We start from the raw sequence: 18596 nt of genomic DNA, 5'->3' as shown, positions 1-18596 counted from the left end.
CCGTGGTGGGGTCCCATGCACGAGGTTCCCGAGAAGCTCCTCAGCGCCGCACTCCAGTACGCCCTCGCGCGGGTGCGCGAGCATGCAACCGTGGCGCAGATCGAGGCCCTCGTTGGGGGCGCAGCACGCGACGCGGTCGCCGTGAAGACCCACCTCGACCAAGCCGCCGTCCACGCGCAGAACGCGGCAGCCGCGCTTGCCGTACCCGACGTCGTCACCGGCATCCGCGAAGCCCGGTCCGCGGTCGAGCTTGTGCTGCAGGCCATCCAGACCGCCGACCCCGACGCGGCGCCGGGGACACTCGTCGAACGGATCCTCGATGACGTGCAACCGGGCGCCCTCGTGCGCCAACTCGGCCTGCACGACCCGACCGCGAAGGTCACCGGCTCGCGGGTCGAACTGACCTGGAGCGCCAACGACGTCGACGTCGCGATCCTGCAGATCGGCGAGCTATCCCTCACGCTCGCGCTCGACCCGGCCGGACTCTCGATGACCCTCGCCGCAGAGCGCGCGAAGCTGGATCTCGGCGAGGGCACGAGCGGCCTCGTGCAGCTGCTGATCGGCGCAGCAGGCTCCGCCGAGACGAGCGTGTCGTTCACAGTGGATGCCGCCGGCCTCACCGTCGCCGGATCCGCCGGTCCGCTCACGCTCCCGGGACGCCTGGCAGCGCAGGTCGTCGACCTCGACGGCATCGAGCTGTCGCTCGCGCCGCGCGACGACGGCATCCGCATCGAGATCCGCAGCCGCCTCGCCGCCGACGTCGGCGGCGTCATCACGGCCCGCGTCGACGGCGCCGGACTCGCGCTGGTCCTCCGGCCCGCGGCACTCCTTCGCGGGGATGTCGCCTTCTGGCGCGACAGTGCCGCCCTCGTGCCGCTGCCACCGCACGGCATCGGGCTCGCGCTCGAGGTCGGCCCCGCCAGCGGTGGGGGATACCTCGGGACCGTCCCGGGCGGGTTCGGCGGCGCCCTCGAACTGAGCCTCGGCCCCGTGAAGGTATCCGGCTACGGCCTGTTCTTCAGCGAGGGCGGCGCGGTCGGCTTCGTCGCGGTCGTCTCGGTGCGCTTCGTCGTGCCGATCGAGCTCGGGTTCCTCTTCACCCTCAACGCGGTCGGCGGGGTCGTCGGGCTGAACGTGAACGTCGACACCGCACGGCTCGCCGCCGGCATCAAGGACGGCGTGCTCGACGCGCTCTTCTTCCCCGACGACGTGGTGCGCGCGGCCCCGACGATTCTGAAGACGCTCGCGAACGTGTTCCCCCGGCATCCGGGCGGCTTCGTCCTCGGTCCGATGGTGCAGCTCGGCTGGGGCCGGCCCATCAGCCTCGCGACGCTCGACGTCGGGGTCATCGTCGCGGTCCCCGACCCGGTGGTCGTCATCATTGGGCGCGCCCGCTGTGCCCTGCCGCACCCCGATGCCGCCATCATCGACCTGCGGGCCGCTGTGCTGGTGCAGGTCGGCCGTGGGATCATCCTGCTGCGAGCGGAACTGTACCAATCGCGCATCGCGTTCCTGTCTGTATCCGGGGGCATCGGGCTCCTGCTGCGGTTCGGCGACGACGCCACCGTCGTCTTCAGCGCCGGCGGATTCCACCCGACCTACGCCCACAAGCCCGCTGAGCTCGCCGACCTCAGCCGTATCGGCGCGGAGCTGTCGCCGCCGATCGGACTGCAGTTGCGACTGCAGGGGTACGTCGCGATCACCCCCAACACCCTGCAGTTCGGCGGATCGATCGAGATCGGGCTGTCGATCGGTGTCGCGGCCGTCCGCGGGCGGGCATCGCTCGACACCATCATCCAATTCGACCCGTTTCACTTCACCGCGAGCATCAGCGCGAGCGCCCACGTCGAGGCATTCGGCATTTCGCTCCTCGGCGTCAAGCTGGCGCTGGAACTGTCAGGGCCGGGTCCGATTCGCATCAGCGGCGCCGGAAAAATCAGCCTGCCGTGGCCACTGCCGGACCCGAGTCTCGACTTCGGCCCGATCGAGATCGGCGACGGCCCGCCGCCTGGACCCCCACCGCCCGCAATCAGCCCGCTGCCGCTCGTGGCGGCCGAGCTTCGCAAGCCCGAGGCGTGGCGCCGCATCGACCGCGCGGCGCAGCGCGTACCGGTGCGCCTCGCCCCGCTTCCCGAGGGCGCCGCCGGCGTCCTCGTCGAACCGTGGGGGCTGCTCGCGGCGACCCAGCGGGCATTCCCGTTCGAGATGACCCTCGAGCGGGTTGGGTCCGCACAGGTCGCCCCCGCGGGATGCCGGCTGCGCATCGCCAAGGTTGTGATCGGGTCGACGGTCGACCATTCGCCGCTGCCCGAATCCTTCCCGATCGGACAGTTCCTCGCGCTCACGAAGGACGAGCAGCTCCGCGCCCCCGAATTCGAGGACCGCGCCGGCGGCATCGCGATCGACCCGGCGGATGCCGTCGCCGGCGGCGCGGAGCTGCGCGCGCACGCGACCGAGGCCACGCTCTCCTACGAGGACAGTTGGGCAGATGACCCGTCTCGCTGGCCGGCGAGGAGCCTGCTGAAGTTCGTCGGATGGGAGGCCTCGGTACTCGGTGCCGGACCCGCTGGCGCGACTGCTTTGCGCACCGGCGACCGCTACGCGCCGGTCGAGGACGTCCGCCGGATCGAGGTCGTCGCCGCCAGCGCCAGTCGCGTCACCGACATCGACTCCGGCGCGGAGGTCGCCGGCATCCAGCCCTGGAGTGACGCCCTACAGGTCGCCCGTCGCAGCGCCGGTGGGTTCGGCGCCCTCACGAAGGTGGTGGCGCCGTGACGGATGACGTGACCGTCCGCCCCGATCCGATCTCGCCGACCGACGCGAACCCTGAGAGTTTCACGTTCGTCCCGTACGTGCGCGCCGGCGCCGCGGCCGGCATCACCGCCCGATTCACCGAGGGGATGCCGGCCCGCGCCACCATGCACGTGCAGGTCACCGTCGAGGACGGCGCCGGTGGGACGGAACTCGTCGACACGACGGACATCGTCGTGCGGGGTCCCGGGGATGTGACCGGGATCGATCCGGCGCAGGTCATCCGTCGCTACCCACAACCCGGGACGGGGTCGGCGAGCACCGCCGACCTGGTCCACGTCGAGTTCGACCAGCCCGACCTGCCGTGGATGTTCACGCCGGCGGCGCCCGTCGACGGGCGGCTGCCGCCGTGGCTGCGGCTGGTCGTCGTGCCGACCGATTCGATCCGCGCGGACCTGCCGCCCGCGGGCGCGGAGCTGCCCCCGGTCATCCGCGTGCCCGTCGCCGAACTTCCGCCACCGGAGGAGGGCTGGGCGTGGGCGCACGCGCAGCTCAGCGGTGCCGACCTCAACGAGGCAGCGCTCGTCGGCCGGGCAGGATCGGGCTCGCCGGCGCTCAACCTGTCGCGGCTGCTTTGCCCTCGGCGTCTCGAGCCGAATCGCGCGTGGACGGCGCTCGTGGTCCCCGCCTTCCAGCCTGGCGTGCGGGCGGCATTCGGCGCTGCCGAGCCGCCGGGAGAGACCCTTGCCTGGTCCTGGGGCAGCGGCGGCGGGACGGCCGACCTGCCGTTCTACGACCGATGGGAGTTCGCGACCGGCGATCCGAAGGACTTCGAGCAGCTCGCGGAGGATGTGGAGCCGGTGCCGCCGCCGCCCGGCATCGGGCGTCGCCTCGTCGACACGACGCATCCCGGTGCCGGCATCGACGCCTCCGCGACAGGCGGCCCCCGCCATGTCCGAGGCGCCCTCGTCCGGGCCGTGTTCGGCCCCGAGCCCGAACCGGTCTCGAACGCGGGCGTCTGGGACGCGACCGTCACCGATCCGCTTCGCGCCATCATCGACCCCCCGGCCGACGACGGTGACCCGGTCGTCGGGCCGCCGCTGTACGGCGGTGCCCACCTGCAGCGCGACCGGGTGCCCGCAGCGGGGGCCGAACCGGCGTGGCTCGTCGACCTCGCCCTCGACCCCGCCGACCGGATCGCCGCCGCCCTGGGCGCGGCCGTCGTGCGGATGGATCAGGAAGACCTGATGGCGGGCGCGTGGTCGCAGCTGGAGAACGTGCGCGCCGCGAACGCCGTGCTGCGTGCCGCCCAACTGTCGCTGTTCGCGCAAACCTCCCTCCACGCCCGGAGCCTCGGGCGGATGGCACCCGGGGCGGTCCTCGGCGTCACCGCCCGAGCCCATGCGCACCTCGCTGGAGCTCCGGGCGCGACCGCTCGGGGCGTCGTAGGCGCGAGCGCGTTGCCCCCGGCCGCGATCGGCGCCACCGCGCGGCGGCTGGTGCGTCCGCTCGGCCGCGCCGCCCGCTTCGGAGCCGTCGAGGAGCGGGCCGATCGCGCCGTCGCGGTCATCGCGGACGGGGACACGGGCGCCGACTGGGTGCTCCCCATCGCCGGCCCCCGCACCGCCGGCATCCGCGGGGCGCTCGACGCCCTCGAGCGCGGCGACCTCGATCCGGTCGTCTCTGCCGTCGAGGACGCGCCGCTGCAAGGGCTGCTCGACGCGCTGGACGCGCTCCCGACCCCCGAAGAGGTCGGCGCGATCCCCGGACACCCCGACGACGACCCGGAGGGGGAGCTCATCGCGACCGCCCTCGCGCTCGCGTTCGGGATCGTCGCCACGCGCAACGAATGGGCGGTGCCTGGCGCGGCGATCGCGCGATTCCCGGATGCCGGCGTGTCCGCCGACGACCCGGGCCCCTTCGAACAGGACCTGCTGACCTTCCGGGTGCTCATGCCGATCTGGGACGCCCTCGCCGGCGCCGGATTCAGCGGCTACAGCCCCTACGAGCCGGGCGATCGGCCCGACGGGGGGGAGCAGCAGCCGCTGCCCGGGACGGTGATCGAGGCGTTCGGGGAGGCCGTGCTCGACGCGGACGAGCCTGTCGAGCTGGCGCGGCCTCGACTCGACCTCGCCGCCCTGGACCTCGTCGGGAAGCTGCGCCCCGCCCTCACCGTGCCGCGCCGCGTGGCGACCCGCCTGCCGGGACTCGCGGCGCTGCTGGGCCGGCCGGAAGACGCGATCGACACCGTGATGGTCGCGCCGGAGTTCCGGCATCCGCTGTACGAGGCGCTCAGCCGTTACGACCAGGAATGGCTCATGCCGGGGGTCGCCGCGATCTCCAAGCCCGACATGGTGACGGCGCTGCAGACCAACGGACGATTCGTGCAGTCGTTTCTCACCGGAGCGAACCACGAGTTCGCACGCGAGCTCGTGTGGCGGGAGTACCCCACGGACGGCCGTGGCACGAGCCTCGCCCGGTTCTGGACGCCCGCCCCCGACCTACGCCCCCTCCACACCCTCACGACCGGAGGGCTGGGCGAGGGCATCGATCCGCTCCGCTCCGGCAAGCTCGTGCTCGTCGTGCGCGGCGAGGTGGTGCGCCGGTTCCCGCACCTGCTCGCGATCGCCGCGCAGGGTCGTGCCGCCCAGGGTGCGGTGCGCGGCTACCCCGTCGACTACCACAGCCCCGTCACCGAGCTCTTCCGCATCGCGCTGGTGCCGAACCTGCTGCTGGTCGGCATCGACCTCACCGCGAGCGCCGTCTCCGCCGCCGACGCGACCGTCGGCGCGCCGCCCCCGGACGGTGCCTACTGGTTCACGCTCGGCGAGCACGTCGGGGCGCCCCGGTTCGGGCTCGACGAGGCTGACCCTCGACCGGAGCCGAGGACGCGCGATGAACTGGGCTGGGCGGACTGGGCGCCCCTGGTCGGCGCGCACCTGCCGGCGACGCTCTCGGCGACCGTGCGCACAGTCGTCGACACTCCCGAACCCGACGTATACGCGGGCGCGTACGCGGGCCGGCCCGCCACGAGCGCGCTGCTCGCGTGGACCCTGTTCCAGAAACCGTCACGGATGGGGTTCCGCCTCGCACAGCTGCTCGGGAGGATGGAGGCCGGCGATGGCTGACCCGTGGGCGGACCTGGACCCCGGCGTGCCGCTGCTCCTCGTGCCGGTGCGCATCGAGACGCAGTCGCAGCAGACCCCTGACGGACTCGTGCTGCGGGTGCGCATCTCCCCCGACGACCTGTCCGTCGACCCCGTCACCGGTGCCACGCACCTGCTGCCCGAGCGCTTCCGCGTGCGCGTCGTGCAGGGAGGTGTCGTCACCGCGGAGCAGGAGGGCGCACCCGTCGACCTCGCGTCGGTCGGCGTCGCGCTCGGCGCGGCCGGGGACGACGCCGCGTTCGAGGCGGGGGCGACGGCCCTGCGCGCGCTCGCGGACGGTGACCCGTCCGGTCCCGCCTGGCTGCGCGACTACGCGGGGGCCGAGGCGGCGGGTCTGGCGATCACGGTGCCACTGCCGTCGGACGACCGCATCGATCTGCTCACGGTCACCGGCGCGCGCAGCGGGGGAGCGGATGCCGGCGCCTCCGCCGTGCGGGATGCGCTCGCCGCGCACCCCGGGCTCTCCCTCGTCGCCGCCGGCACCCCCACGAACAACACCGAGCGCGCCCGCGCGGACGATGCGCCTCCGGCCTTGTCGACCGCCGGTCCCCGTCTGCTCTCCCATGCCTTCGGGATACCTGACCCGGGCGGGCTGGCAGGCATGTCGGGCACGATCCTCGACCCCGACCTTCCGGGCGCCGCGAGCGACGCGCTGTGGCCGGTGACGTGGGAGCCGTGGCTGGCAGCGACGTGGCGCACCCGGGCGCTCGGCCCCTACGAGACGGCCGAGCTGCAGCAGTACATCGCCGCGCATGTGCGTCCCGCCGGCCCGCTCCCGGCGGTGCGGATCGGGGCGCAGCCCTACGGCATCCTCCCCGTCGTCACCGCCGCCGACTATCGGCCTGACGACGCCGCGGAGGCGCTGGTCGCCGCAGCGGTGCGCCACGCGGCGCCGATCTGGTCGGCCGCGGCCGCGCCCCCGACGGTCATGACCGGTGACCTGCGCGACACCCTCCCACAGATCCTCGGGCTCGCTCCGACGAGCCGGAACGTGCGGATTCGGCAGATCCTCCACCCCGGCGGGGTCGTCCTCGCCGGAGCGGAGGAGAGGGCGTCGGTCGCGCGCGAGATCGAGCGGGCCGCGGATCTCCCGCCGGGTGCGCTGAGGGGACTCCCCGATCTCGGCACACCCCGCGTGCTGGGGCTGCCGCTCGTCGCCGACGACGACCCTGACGTCCTGCGCCTGCTCGCCGAGCAAGCACCGTCCACCGCCGACGCGAGCGTGTTGCAGGTGTTGCTCTCGGCGGCACGCGCGCGCTCCCTCGCGACCGTGCGTGCGGCGCGGCGACGGCTGCTCGAGCTCACCGACTTCGTGAACGAAGCGCATGAGCGCGTCCTCGACGGCCCGCCCGGCGACGCCCAGGACCGACTCCGGCAGGACATCGTGCAACGCGTGCCGATTCTGGTCGAGGCCGTGCATCCAGATGCCGCGGGCGCCGTCGCCGACATCCTGTTTCCCGAGCTGTTCGACCTCGACATCGCCACGCGCGACCCGATCGCCGCCGACGCCCTCGCGCGGCTGCGCGAACACCTGCCGTGGATCACCCGTGCCGGACGCCTCGCGCCGCGGATCACCGGGCGGGGACTGTTCGGACCCGGTCCCCGCAGCGCCGCCCGTGAGATCCTGGCTGCCCTGGTCGCCTACCTCGCCGCGCTCGAGGTCGTCCGACGCGCCCGCCTCGGGATCGCGCGGCTCGCCGATGCGGAGGATGCCGACATCCGTGCCGCGGTGTTCGCCGGCGCCCTCGACGTGTGCTCGCATCGCTTCGACGCGTGGGCGACCGCGCTCGCGAGCGGACGACTGGCCCGGCTGCGGCGGGATGCGCCGACGGGCATCTCGATCGGCGCGTACGCGTGGGTCGAAGACATCACGCTCACCCCACGCGCCGCCGGCGACGACCCGCAGGAGGCGGGCGGCGTCGGGTGGGTGCAGGCGCCGTCGCCGCGGCACGCCGCCGCCGCGGCGGTGCTGCGAAGCGCCCGCCTCACCCACGCGCCCGCGGACGGCCCCGACGACCCGCTCGACCTCGACGTCAGCAGCACGCGCACGCGCGAGGCGACCGCGATCGTGCGCGGGATGCGCGCGGGGCAGGAGCTCGCGGCCCTGCTCGGCTACCGCTTCGAACGGTGGCTCCACGAGACGGACCCATCGTTGAACCGGTTCGTTCCGGCGCTGCGGGCCCTCGCCCCGCTCACCGTCGGCCGCGAGACCCCCACGGTCACCGCTGAGCCGTCGCTCGTGCTGACCGGGTCGGTCGTCGACGGCCGCGTGCTCCCCCAGAAAGCCGCCGAGCTCGGCGCGCAGCTCACCGACCCCGCTCGACTCGGCGGGGTGCGCGTCGCCGATGACGTCGAGATCGCGACCGTCAGCACGCTCGTGGCCAGGCTCGCCCAGGTCGCCGACGCCGTCGCAGACCTGCTGCTTGCCGAAGGCGTGCAGCAGCTCGTCACCGGAGACCGCGCCCGCGCTGCGGCGGCGATGGACGCGCTGTCGGGCGAGCTCCTGCCCGAGGAGCCCGAGATCCCCGTCGCCGCGGGCGAGCGCGCCGGCGCGACCGCGCGAGTCGCGATTCTCGGCGGCGCCGAGGCAGCCGGCGCGGCGGACGGGTGGCAGGCCGGCATCCGCGCTGCCGCGCACCCGTTCCTGGAGGCCTGGTGCCGGAGCGTCCTCGGACGCGCCGACCGGATCGTCGTCGCCCGCACCGCGGGCGGGCAGAACCGGCTGCTCGCGCCGTTCGGGCTCAGTGCCCTCGACCTCGTCGTCGCAGCCGACGGCACTCCCGAGGGTCTCGGTCGCCTGTGGGCGCGGCTACGGCGCCGACGGCCGACGCTGCCGCTCGCGCCGTTCCTGGGTCGACCGACCGGCACCGGGCGGATCAGCCTCGGCGAGGCGTGGCAGCTCGCGAGCGCCGCCCGGGCCGTGCTCGGCGGCGCGCGCGGTGCCGAACCCGACGACCTCGTCGCTGCCGGCGCACGAAGCGAACTCGCCCGGCACACCCTCGACACCGCCGCGCTCACGGCGCGGTTGGATGCGGTGCTGGACGGGCTCGACGCTGTCGTTGCCGCACTCCCGGATCCCGCGTCGGCGACTGTTCCCCGCCTGCGCGTCGCCGCCGACGCACTTGCCGCGATCGGGGTCGGCGACACGACCGACCCGGACGTCCTCGTCCCCGCTGACGGCGACGCCGACGGTGCGGATTCGGCGCTTCGCGCCTTCGTGGCCGACGGCGCCGCGACGCTCGACCGGCGCCGCGCCCGTGCCCGCACGCTCGCCGACGACGGGCGAACCGCCGAAGCCCTCGCGGACCTCCTCGGCCCGCTCCCGGTCGTACAGCGCCTGGTCCCGCCTCCGACGGGCGCCGCGATCGTCCACGCGCGAGTCCCGGCGGCGGCCAGCGCGGGCATCCGCCGATGGGTCGCCCGGATGGGGACGGTCCGTCCCCCGGTGGGACGCTGGACGACGCTCGCAGCCATCCGGCGCGCGACCGGGCGCGCCGGCGAACTCGCGGCTGCGGTGTTCGTCCCGCCGCCGCATCCGCCGGCGTGGTTCGGCGATGCGCTCCCACCCGACGGGGTTGCGACCTCGATCGTCTACGAGTCACTGCCCGGATTCGCGGCATCCGGCGCGATCGCCGGGCTGATCCTCGACGACTGGGCCGAGCACCGGCCGGCGCTGCGCACCGTCTCCAGCCCCGAGGAGGAGACCCCGTCGCGTCAGGAGTCGCTGGTGGAGACCGGGCTCGCGTTGCACGCGAACGCTCCCGCCGCGCGGGCGCCGCAGGCGCTCCTGCTGGCCGTCTCGCCGGACGACGGCGGGTGGAGCGAGACCCGGATCGACGCGGTGCTCGCCGAGGTGCGCGGCCTCCTGCGGATGCGCCTCGCGACGCCCGCCGACCTCCCGCTGGTCGGAGACGTGCTGCCTGCCATCGCCCTCGACCACTGGTCCGCCTTCGACGAGCCGACGATCGACCCGCGCGCTCTCCGCGCGCTCGCCGTCGACGTGCCGACGTTCGCGAGGAGCGAGCCGTGAGCGTGTTCCGCCGGTTCCTGCCGCCGCTGACCTCGATGCAGCCGCTGCGCAGCCGCGTCGAGCCGAACCCCGTCAGCGGGGACCCCGCCGTCGGCCTTCAGGCTGCCGTCGCCGATCCGCTGTGGCTCCTGGGTCGGCAGTGGCAAGTGGGGGAGTTCGCCGGCGAAGATACCGGCACCCCGCTCGCCATCGAGATCACCGCCGAGTTCGAACCGTTGACCGCCTGGCATCCCGGCCCCCTCTCTGTCGGCGGCGATTGGCTGCCGCTTCCTCCGGGCGCCCCCCTCGAAGCCCTCGTCGAACGGGAGGCCGGGGCCGTCGCCGGTACCCGGGCGCGGGATGCCGCCGCGTGGGCGCTGCATGACGAGCTGTCCCGGCTCGGCGAGGGTCGCGCGGTCGACGCGCTTCTGACCCACTGCCCGCTCCGGCCACCTGATATCCCGCCCGACGCCACCCCCGCCGCCGACGCAGTCGGCATGGGCACGTTCCTCGCGGGACGAGCGCTCGACCCGGACGCCGTCGCCATGGCTTTCGCAGACGGCGAGCCCGACTGGTTCGCCGCTGCCTTGCGCGCCGGTGCCGCCCGACGGGCGGCGGCCCGCGCCGCGATCACCGACTGGCTCGCGTGGTGGGGGGCGGAGTTCGGGGCGACCGGCGAGAGCAGCTGGGTCGCGGGCGCCCTCGAATACGGGTTCGCGCTGGCGACCGGGACCCGCGTCCTGGAAGCACCCGCGTACGCAGGCGGCGAGATCGGCTGGGCGAGCCTGGACGCGGTCCCTGACGAGCTCCCGCCCGGGCCTCCCGAGCCGCCGGTGACCTTCGTGCGTCACGTGCTCGCGTCACGGCTCGGGTTCGCCGGCATGCCGGCATCCCGGTTCTGGGAGTTCGAAGACGCCGCGATCGACCTCGGGGCCGTCTGGGCGGACCCCCACGAACTTGCCCGGGTCCTCGTGGTCGAGGCGGCGATCGTCACCGGCGACGACTGGCTCGTGCTGCCCGTGGACACGCCACCCGGCGGCATCCTGCGGGTCACCGAGGTCCGCTGGCGCGACACGTTCGGGTCGGAGTGGGTCGCGCCCGAGCGGCGCAGCGTCGCGGCGGCCGGGCGACGCCGTGCCCCGTGGCGGATCTTCACAACGACCGAGGGTGGTCAGCGCGACGGCGACGTCGGTGATGCGCGGCGCGAGATCGACGGGCTCGTCGTGCCACCGGCATCCGCCCCCACCCTCGAGGGGTCGCCCATCGAGGACGTGCGATTCGTCCGCGACGAGACCGCCAACCTCGTCTGGGCCATCGTGCAGACCGTCCCGGGCGGATCCGGTGATCCGGTGCCCGTGACCGCGCGCGCCGCCCCCGATCCCGCTCCCATCGCACCCGGGGATGCCGATCCCGGCGAGGTGCTCGGGTACGAACTGATGAGCTTCGTGCCCGACACGTGGCGCCCTTATGTGCCCCGCCTCGGTGACGACGGGGTGACACTCCACCGTGCTCGACTCGCCGCAGCCGAGGGTGCACCGCCGGGCGGTGTGCTGCTCGACGAGGAGGCCCAGCGCGTGATCCGAGCAGCCGAGGTGCCGCGGGAAGGGGTTCGCGTCCAGCGGGTGCCGCGGGTCGCGCGTCGCGCCGACGGCACCTGGGACGTGTGGATCGGCCGACGCGTTCGCCCCGGGTACGGGGAGGGGGAGAGCGCGTTGCGATTCGATGCGACGCGACGGCCGTCCCCCGATCGGGGTGCGTAGCCTGGTGCGGTGAGCGAGCACACCGTCGACCCGGAAGAACCCGTCCTGGCGGTCGGCGTGGGCCCCTGGCCGGGCGGTCCCGAGGCGTGGCCCGACGACCCCCGCTACGACCGCGAGCTGCTCGCCGCAGGCGACCGCCGCAACGTCATCGACGCGTACCGCTACTGGACGATGGATGCGATCGTCGCCGACCTCGACGCCCACCGGCATCCGTTCCACGTCGCGATCGAGAACTGGCAGCACGACATGAACATCGGCTCGATCGTGCGCAGTGCGAACGCGTTCGGTGCCGCAGAGGTGCACATCGTCGGAAAGCGCCGCTGGAACCGGCGCGGCGCGATGGTGACCGACCGCTACCAGCACGTGCGTCACCACCCCGACGTCGAGGCGTTCTCGGCGTGGGCGCGGGATGCCGGCATCCCCGTCGTCGCCGTCGACAACGTGCCGGGTTCGGTGCCGGTCGACCGCGCCGACCTGCCCGAACGCTGCGTGCTGCTGTTCGGCCAGGAGGGGCCGGGGCTCTCGCCGGAGGCGGTGGCTGCCGCATCCGGCGTCGTCGAGATCACGCAGTACGGCTCGACCCGCTCGATCAACGCGAGCGCCGCCGCCGCGGTCGTCATGTACGAGTGGTGCCGCCGCTGGGCGTAGGCGCGCGCTGAGTCCAGGATTTCAGCGTGACTCGGCCGTTCAGACGGCTGGACTCGTGCGCGAATCCCGGACACGCGGAGTGGATGCCGAGAACTGGAACGCCGAGGCTCACGCGCCCGCGGTGAGCCACTCCGGGCGGCGCACGCGCCAGCCGAGGGTCACGAGGCGCGCGAGCATGTAGATGCCGAAGAAGCAGGCGGCGAGCCACGCGAGTCCGGACGCGCCCGTCGGCAGCACGATCCACAGCACGATGAGGGCGGGCAGATACGGCACGAGGTTCAGCAGGCCCGCGATCGCCAGGTACTTCGCGTCGCCTGCGCCCATGAGCACGCCGTCGAGCACGAACACGACCCCGCACACCGGCTGGGCGATGGCGAGCACGATGAGCGCCGGCTGCACGAGTGCCGCAACCTCGGGGTCGCCCGTGAACGCGAGTCCGATGACGCCTGACAGCGCGGCGATCAGCCCGCCGACGAGCACCCCGAACCACACGCCCCACGCGGCCGTGCGGCCGAGCACCCGGCGGACGAACGGCTCGTCGCCGGCACCCAGGCCCTTGCCGATGAGCGCCTGCGCGGCGATCGCGAGGGCGTCGAGGGCGAACGCGGCCGTTGCGAAGATCGTGAACGCCACCTGCCATCCGGCCAGTTCGTCGGTGCCGATCGCGGTGGCGACGGCGACCGTCGCGAGCAGTGCCGCCCGCAGTGACACGGTGCGCAGGAACAGCCAGCCACCCGACCGCGCCGACCCCCGCACGCCGTCGCGTTGCGGTCGCAGCGACGCCGCGTGCTGCGTGGCGAGCCGCCCGATCACGAGCGCGTACGCGGCCACCATGCCCCATTGCGCGACGACGGTGCCGGCGGCGGACCCTGCGATGCCCCACCCGAGCCCGTAGATGAACAACCAGTTCAGGAGCGCGTTCGCGGCGAAGCCGAGCCCCGCGATCCACAGCGGCGTGACCGTGTCTTGCATGCCGCGCAGCAAGCCCGTCGCGGCGAACACGATGAGCATCGCCGGGAGCCCCCACATCGACAGTCGCAGGTAGATCTCGGCTTGCAGGGCGACGTCGGCAGGTGCGCCGAACATCGCCACGAGCGGCGTCGTCGCGAACGAGCCGACCGCCGCCAGCACGGCACCGATGCCGAGCGCGAGCCACAGGCCGTCGATGCCGGCGCTGACGGCACTCTTCGGGTCGCCGGCGCCGAACCGCCGCGCGACGGCCGGCGTCGTCGAATACGCGAGAAAGACCATCAGTCCGACGATCGTCTGCAGGATCGCCCCGGCGATGCCGAGCCCCGCCAACGGTACGACGCCGAGGTGCCCGACGAGGGCTGAATCGACGATGAGGAACATGGGCTCGGCCACGAGTGCCCCGAGCGCCGGAACCGCCAGCCGCAAGATCTCACGGTTGAGGGTCACGCTCGCCATGCGTCGAGCCTATTCCTGCGCGCCGACGACGAGCCGCCTCGTACGCTGGATCGATGGCCCGCACCGCGATACTGCAGCGCCTGGCGCTCGTGCGCCTGCACGCGCGCCTGCCGTCGTGGCTGCGCATCGCGATCGCGATCGTCGCGATTGCGCTCGGTGCCGTGATCATCATTCGCCCGACGACGGCGCTCAATGTGCTCGCGGTGTTGCTGGGCGGCGGCATGATCCTCACCGGCGTGCTCGAACTCACCGGCCGAGCCGACGACGCCGAGCATCCGCGGTGGCGAGCGCTCACCGGGATCGGCTGGCTCGTCGGCGGCACGTTCGTGCTGCTGTGGCCGGCGCTCACCGTGAGGGCGGTCGGCGCGCTGGTCGGCGTGCTGCTGATCGTCAACGGCGTGCTCGGTGTCGTCGCGGCGTTCCAGCGCGGTCGCGGGTGGGATGCGCGCATCGCCGACGTCGCGTTCGGCGCGACGGGCGCCCTGTTCGGTGTGCTGGCGCTCGCGTGGCCTGACATCACGCTGCTCGTCGTGGCGGTTGCGTTCGGGGCACGCCTGATCTGGGGCGGGGTCGCCGACCTGTGGACGCGGTTGCGAGGACGGCGCGACCGCACCCGTCACCGTGACCCGTCGCGCCGCCGCTGGGGTCGAGCGGTCATCGCGATCGCATCGGTCGCCGTCGCGGTCGCCGCCACGATCGTCACCGCCCCGCTGCGTGCCGGGTCGCCCGTCGTCGATGACTTCTATGCCGCCCCCCGCGACATGCCGGATGAGCCCGGACGCCTCATTCGGTCCGAGCCGTTCACCGCCGGCATCCCGGTCGCCGCCGAGGCGTGGCGCATCCTGTACACGACCACCGGGGTGGACGGCGAGGTGCGTGCGGCGAGCGGTGTCGTCGTCGTGCCGCGCGAGGGCGACGGCCGGTGGCCCGTCGTCGACTGGAACCACGGCACGACCGGGTTCGCACAGGATTGTGCGCCGTCCCTGCAGGAGCGGGGCCTGTGGTCGGGTGCGCTCTACATCTTGCCGACGATGATCCAAGAGGGGTGGGCGGTCGTCGCCACCGACTACATCGGCTTGGGCACAGAGGGCCCGCACCCGTATCTCATCGGCCCGCCCAGCGCCTATGCCTCGTTGGATGCCGTGCGCGCGGCGCGCGAGCTGCCCGAAGCCGATCTGGGTGTCTCCACGGTGGTGTGGGGGCATTCGCAAGGTGGCCATGCGGCGTTGTGGACGGGGGCGCTCGCCCGCGAATACGCACCCGAGGTGTGGATCAAGGGTGTCGCGGCCCTCGCCCCCGCGGGCGACCCGCCGGCGCTCGTGCAGCGCGTGTCGAGGGTGACGGGCGGCAGCATCTTCGCGTCGTTCGCGATCGCGTCGTACACGCAGATCTACGACGACATCGACCTGCGCGAGGTGGTGCGGCCGGGCGCACAGGAGATCGTCCAGCGCATGTCGCAGCGGTGCCTGTCCGACCCGGGTACGGTTGTGTCGGTCGCCGCGGCGCTGGGGATGAGCGGCGACCCCGACCTGTTCGCGAGGCCGCCGACGAGCGGTGAGCTCGGCGTCCGTCTGCGTGAGAACATCGCGCCTGCCGGCACCACCGCACCGCTGCTGATCGGCCAGGGCGGCTCCGACACGGTCGTCTCGCCGACGCTGCAGAGCTACTACGTCGACACGCTGTGCGCCGCCGGGCAGCAGGTCGATTACCGCGTCTACGACGGATACGAGCATGCCCGCGTGATCGAGCGCCCCTCGCCGCTGCTGCCCGAACTCGTCGAATGGACGCATGCGCGCTTCGCCGGCGAGCTCGTCGAACCCGGCTGCACCCGTACCGATCGCTGACGACCGCCTATCCTTGTCACATGACCGAGAACGCCCCCCGCTCGGGGATCGACCTCGCCGAACTGAGCGAGTCCATCCGCCCGCAGGACGACCTGTTCCGCCACGTCAACGGCGCGTGGCTGGAGCGCACTGAGATTCCAGACGACAAGGCCCGGTGGGGTTCGTTCCACCTGATCGCAGAGCAGGCCGAGAAGGACGTGCGCGCGATCATCGAGGAGTCTCAGGATGCCGAGGCCGGCACCGAAGAGCGCAAGATCGGTGACCTGTACGCGAGCTTCATGGACACCGAGCGCATCGCCGAACTCGGTGCGCAGCCGCTCGCCGAGCAGCTCGCGCGCGTCGACGGGATCGACTCCATCCCGACCTTCCTGCGCACCGTCGGCGAGCTGGAGCGCGAGGGTGTCGGCGGCGTCATCGCGGCCTACATCGAGCCCGATCCCGGCAACCCCGAACGCTACGTCGTGTTCTTCTTGCAGGGTGGGCTGTCGCTGCCCGACGAGAGCTACTACCGCCTCGAGAACTTCGAGCACACGCGCACGGCCTTCCGCGGCTACGCGAAGACGATGCTCGAGCTCGCCGGGTTCTCGGCCGACGAGGCGAATGCCGACGCCGACCGCATCTTGGCGCTGGAGACCGAGCTGGCTACCCACCACTGGGACAACGTGCGCAGCCGTGACGCGGTCGCCACCTACAACCTGAAGACGTGGGCCGAGGTGCAGGAGCTCACGGGGCTTGATCTGCAGCCGTGGCTCGACGGTGTCGCACCCGACCACGCCGACGGGTTCGCCGAGATCAACGTCAACCAGCCGTCGTACTTCGAGGGCCTCGGCACGCTGCTCGTCGAAGACCGTCTCGACGACTGGAAGGCGTGGCTCAAGCTCCACATCATCCGCGCCAACGCCGCGTTCCTGTCCGACGAGTTCGTCGACGCGAACTTCGCGTTCTACGGCACCGAGCTCACCGGCGTGCCCGTCAACCGCGAACGTTGGAAGCGCGCGGTCGGCCTCGTCGAGGCGGCGATGGGCGAAGCGGTCGGCAAGGTGTACGTCGAGCGGCACTTCCCGCCGCAGGCCAAGACCGAGATGGACGAACTCGTCGCGAACCTCATCGAGGCCTACCGGCAGTCGATCACGAGCCTCGAGTGGATGACGCCCGAGACCCGTGAGCGCGCGCTCGAGAAGCTCGACGCCTTCACCCCGAAGGTCGGCTACCCGGTGCGGTGGAAGGACTACGCCGCCCTCGAGGTCGACCCCGGCGACCTGATCGGCAACGTCCGCCGCACCAACGCGTGGGAGCACGACCGCCAGCTCGCGAAGCTCGGCGGCCCGATCGACCGCGACGAGTGGCACATGACGCCGCAGACGGTCAACGCCTACTACCACCCGCTGATGAACGAGATCGTGTTCCCCGCGGCCATCCTGCAGTACCCGTTCTTCGACATGGAGCGCGACGCGGCAGCCAACTACGGCGGCATCGGCGCGGTCATCGGGCACGAGATCGGCCACGGCTTCGACGACCAGGGCAGCGCCTATGACGGCACCGGCGCCCTCAACAACTGGTGGACCGATGCGGACCGCGAGGCGTTCACCCAGCGCACCTCGGCCCTCATCGAGCAGTACAACGCCCTCACTCCGCAGGGGCTGAGCGAGGAGTACAAGGTCAACGGCGCCCTCACGATCGGCGAGAACATCGGCGACCTCGGCGGGCTCGGCATCGCGATCAAGGCGTACCGTCTGCACCTCGCGGCAACCGGCGAGACCGGTGACGGCCCCGAGATCGACGGGTTCACCGGCATCCAGCGACTGCTCTTGAGCTGGGGGCAGGTCTGGCAGCAGAAGGCGCGTGATGCCGAGACCATCCGGCTCCTGACGATTGACCCGCACGCGCCGAACGAGTTCCGTTGCAATCAGATCGTCCGCAACGTCGACGCGTTCTACGATGCGTTCGAGGTCACCGACGGCGACGAGCTGTGGCTCGCGCCGGATCAGCGCGTCACCATCTGGTAATCACCCCCTGCTGCGCCCTGCCCGGCGCGGAAAGGATCAAACGTGGGCACCCCCGAGCCCTCGAATGACACGACGCTCCGGCGTGGTGCCCGCCGCGCTCCGGCGGGCGCCCGCACGCGTCGTTCGTCGTCTGCGCGCCGTTCGTTCACGTCGACCCTGACGGCGCTCGATGCGCTCTCGGTGGCCGGCGCGCACGTCTCGCTGAAGGTTATCGACCTCGACTCCGGGTCGGTGGTGCTCAGCGGTGACGAGCACGTCACCCTGCCGGTGGGCGGCATCGGCATCGTGCCCCTGCTCATCGAGGTCGCCGCACGCATGGAGTCCGGCTCGCTCGATCCGTTCGAGATCGTCGACCGTGCGAGCGTGGATGCCGTCGCTGTCGCAGGCGTCTGGCGGCACCTGAAGGCCCCGGCCCTGCCGATCGTCGATCTCGCGGTCCTCGCCGCGGCGACGGGCGATGCACTGGCCGCCAACGCGCTGCTCGATCGGGTCGGGCTCGACGCCGTCCGCGAGCGACTCGGTTCGCTCGGGCTGCGTCGCACCGCGCTGCTCGATCGGTTCCGTGACGAGCGCGGGCCCGACGATGCGCCGCAGGTCGCGCTCAGTTCGCCGGGAGAGCTCGCGGAGCTGTTCGCCGGACTCGTGAACTCCGATGTCGTCTCGGCGGCGGTCAGCACGCAGGTGGCCGAATGGCTGAGTCTCAATGAGGACCTGTCGCTCGTGGCGTCCGCGATGGGGCTCGATCCGTTCGCCCACGACGACGACCCGGGCGGACTGCTGTTCGTCAACAAGACCGGCCGCGGCGACGGTGTGCTCGCCGAAGCCGGCGTGGTCGCCGGTCCCCGCGCGGGCGTCGCCTACGCCCTGCTGGTGGGCTTCGACGACTTGTCGGTCGCGCATCGGCTGCGCGCTCACGATGCGTTCCGCACGCTCGGGGTCGATCTGATGGAGTACGTGCACTGACGAGACCGGCGCATGCCGGT

General features: G+C 72.9%; 9 protein-coding genes. 8 read left to right on the top strand and 1 reads right to left on the bottom strand.

Annotation, left to right across the window (positions count from 1 at the left end):
* Window positions 1–15 precede the first annotated feature (15 nt).
* The 5 genes from ACSF8R_RS06735 to ACSF8R_RS06715 are packed head-to-tail and all read left to right on the top strand — an operon-like array spanning window position 16 to window position 12335.
* Window positions 16–2775, top strand: coding sequence for a DUF6603 domain-containing protein (locus ACSF8R_RS06735; RefSeq protein WP_434811096.1), 2760 nt, complete (start codon window positions 16–18; stop codon window positions 2773–2775).
* A complete protein-coding gene (locus tag ACSF8R_RS06730; RefSeq protein ID WP_434811095.1) occupies window positions 2772–5879 on the top strand; it encodes a hypothetical protein in 3108 nt (1035 codons plus the stop codon). The genes ACSF8R_RS06735 and ACSF8R_RS06730 overlap by 4 nt, the downstream gene beginning before the upstream one ends.
* Window positions 5872–9948, top strand: coding sequence for a hypothetical protein (locus ACSF8R_RS06725; RefSeq protein ID WP_434811094.1), 4077 nt, complete (start codon window positions 5872–5874; stop codon window positions 9946–9948). Before ACSF8R_RS06730 ends, ACSF8R_RS06725 begins: the two co-directional genes overlap by 8 nt.
* On the top strand, window positions 9945–11687 hold the full coding sequence (locus tag ACSF8R_RS06720) for a hypothetical protein (protein ID WP_434811093.1): 1743 nt from the start codon (window positions 9945–9947) through the stop codon (window positions 11685–11687). The genes ACSF8R_RS06725 and ACSF8R_RS06720 overlap by 4 nt, the downstream gene beginning before the upstream one ends.
* 9 nt (window positions 11688–11696) lie before the next feature.
* Window positions 11697–12335 carry a TrmH family RNA methyltransferase gene (locus ACSF8R_RS06715; RefSeq protein ID WP_434811092.1) on the top strand — a complete coding sequence of 213 codons (639 nt, stop codon included), beginning with the start codon at window positions 11697–11699 and terminating at the stop codon, window positions 12333–12335.
* 108 nt (window positions 12336–12443) lie between these two features.
* On the opposite strand, the gene ACSF8R_RS06710 is transcribed toward ACSF8R_RS06715, so the two are convergent.
* Window positions 12444–13763, bottom strand: a complete 1320-nt coding sequence (locus ACSF8R_RS06710) for an MATE family efflux transporter (RefSeq protein ID WP_434811091.1) — start codon at window positions 13761–13763, stop codon at window positions 12444–12446.
* Between the two features lie 53 nt (window positions 13764–13816).
* Between ACSF8R_RS06710 and ACSF8R_RS06705 the strand changes: the two genes are divergently transcribed.
* The 3 genes from ACSF8R_RS06705 to ACSF8R_RS06695 are packed head-to-tail and all read left to right on the top strand — an operon-like array spanning window position 13817 to window position 18576.
* The gene (locus ACSF8R_RS06705) at window positions 13817–15607 is read left to right on the top strand and encodes a DUF308 domain-containing protein (RefSeq protein ID WP_434811090.1); all 1791 of its coding nucleotides are present in this window, start codon (window positions 13817–13819) and stop codon (window positions 15605–15607) included.
* A gap of 20 nt (window positions 15608–15627) precedes the next feature.
* The gene (locus tag ACSF8R_RS06700; RefSeq protein WP_434811089.1) at window positions 15628–17613 is read left to right on the top strand and encodes a M13 family metallopeptidase; all 1986 of its coding nucleotides are present in this window, start codon (window positions 15628–15630) and stop codon (window positions 17611–17613) included.
* A 42-nt stretch (window positions 17614–17655) separates the two neighbouring features.
* Window positions 17656–18576 carry a serine hydrolase gene (locus ACSF8R_RS06695; RefSeq protein ID WP_434811088.1) on the top strand — a complete coding sequence of 307 codons (921 nt, stop codon included), beginning with the start codon at window positions 17656–17658 and terminating at the stop codon, window positions 18574–18576.
* The last annotated feature ends 20 nt before the right edge of the window (window positions 18577–18596 follow it).

It is taken from the genome of Microbacterium sp. bgisy189, assembly GCF_965345345.1.
In the GTDB taxonomy this organism is placed as follows: domain Bacteria; phylum Actinomycetota; class Actinomycetes; order Actinomycetales; family Microbacteriaceae; genus Microbacterium.
Note: the sequence above shows the minus strand (reverse complement) of the source record. Positions and strands in the feature narration are given on the sequence as shown.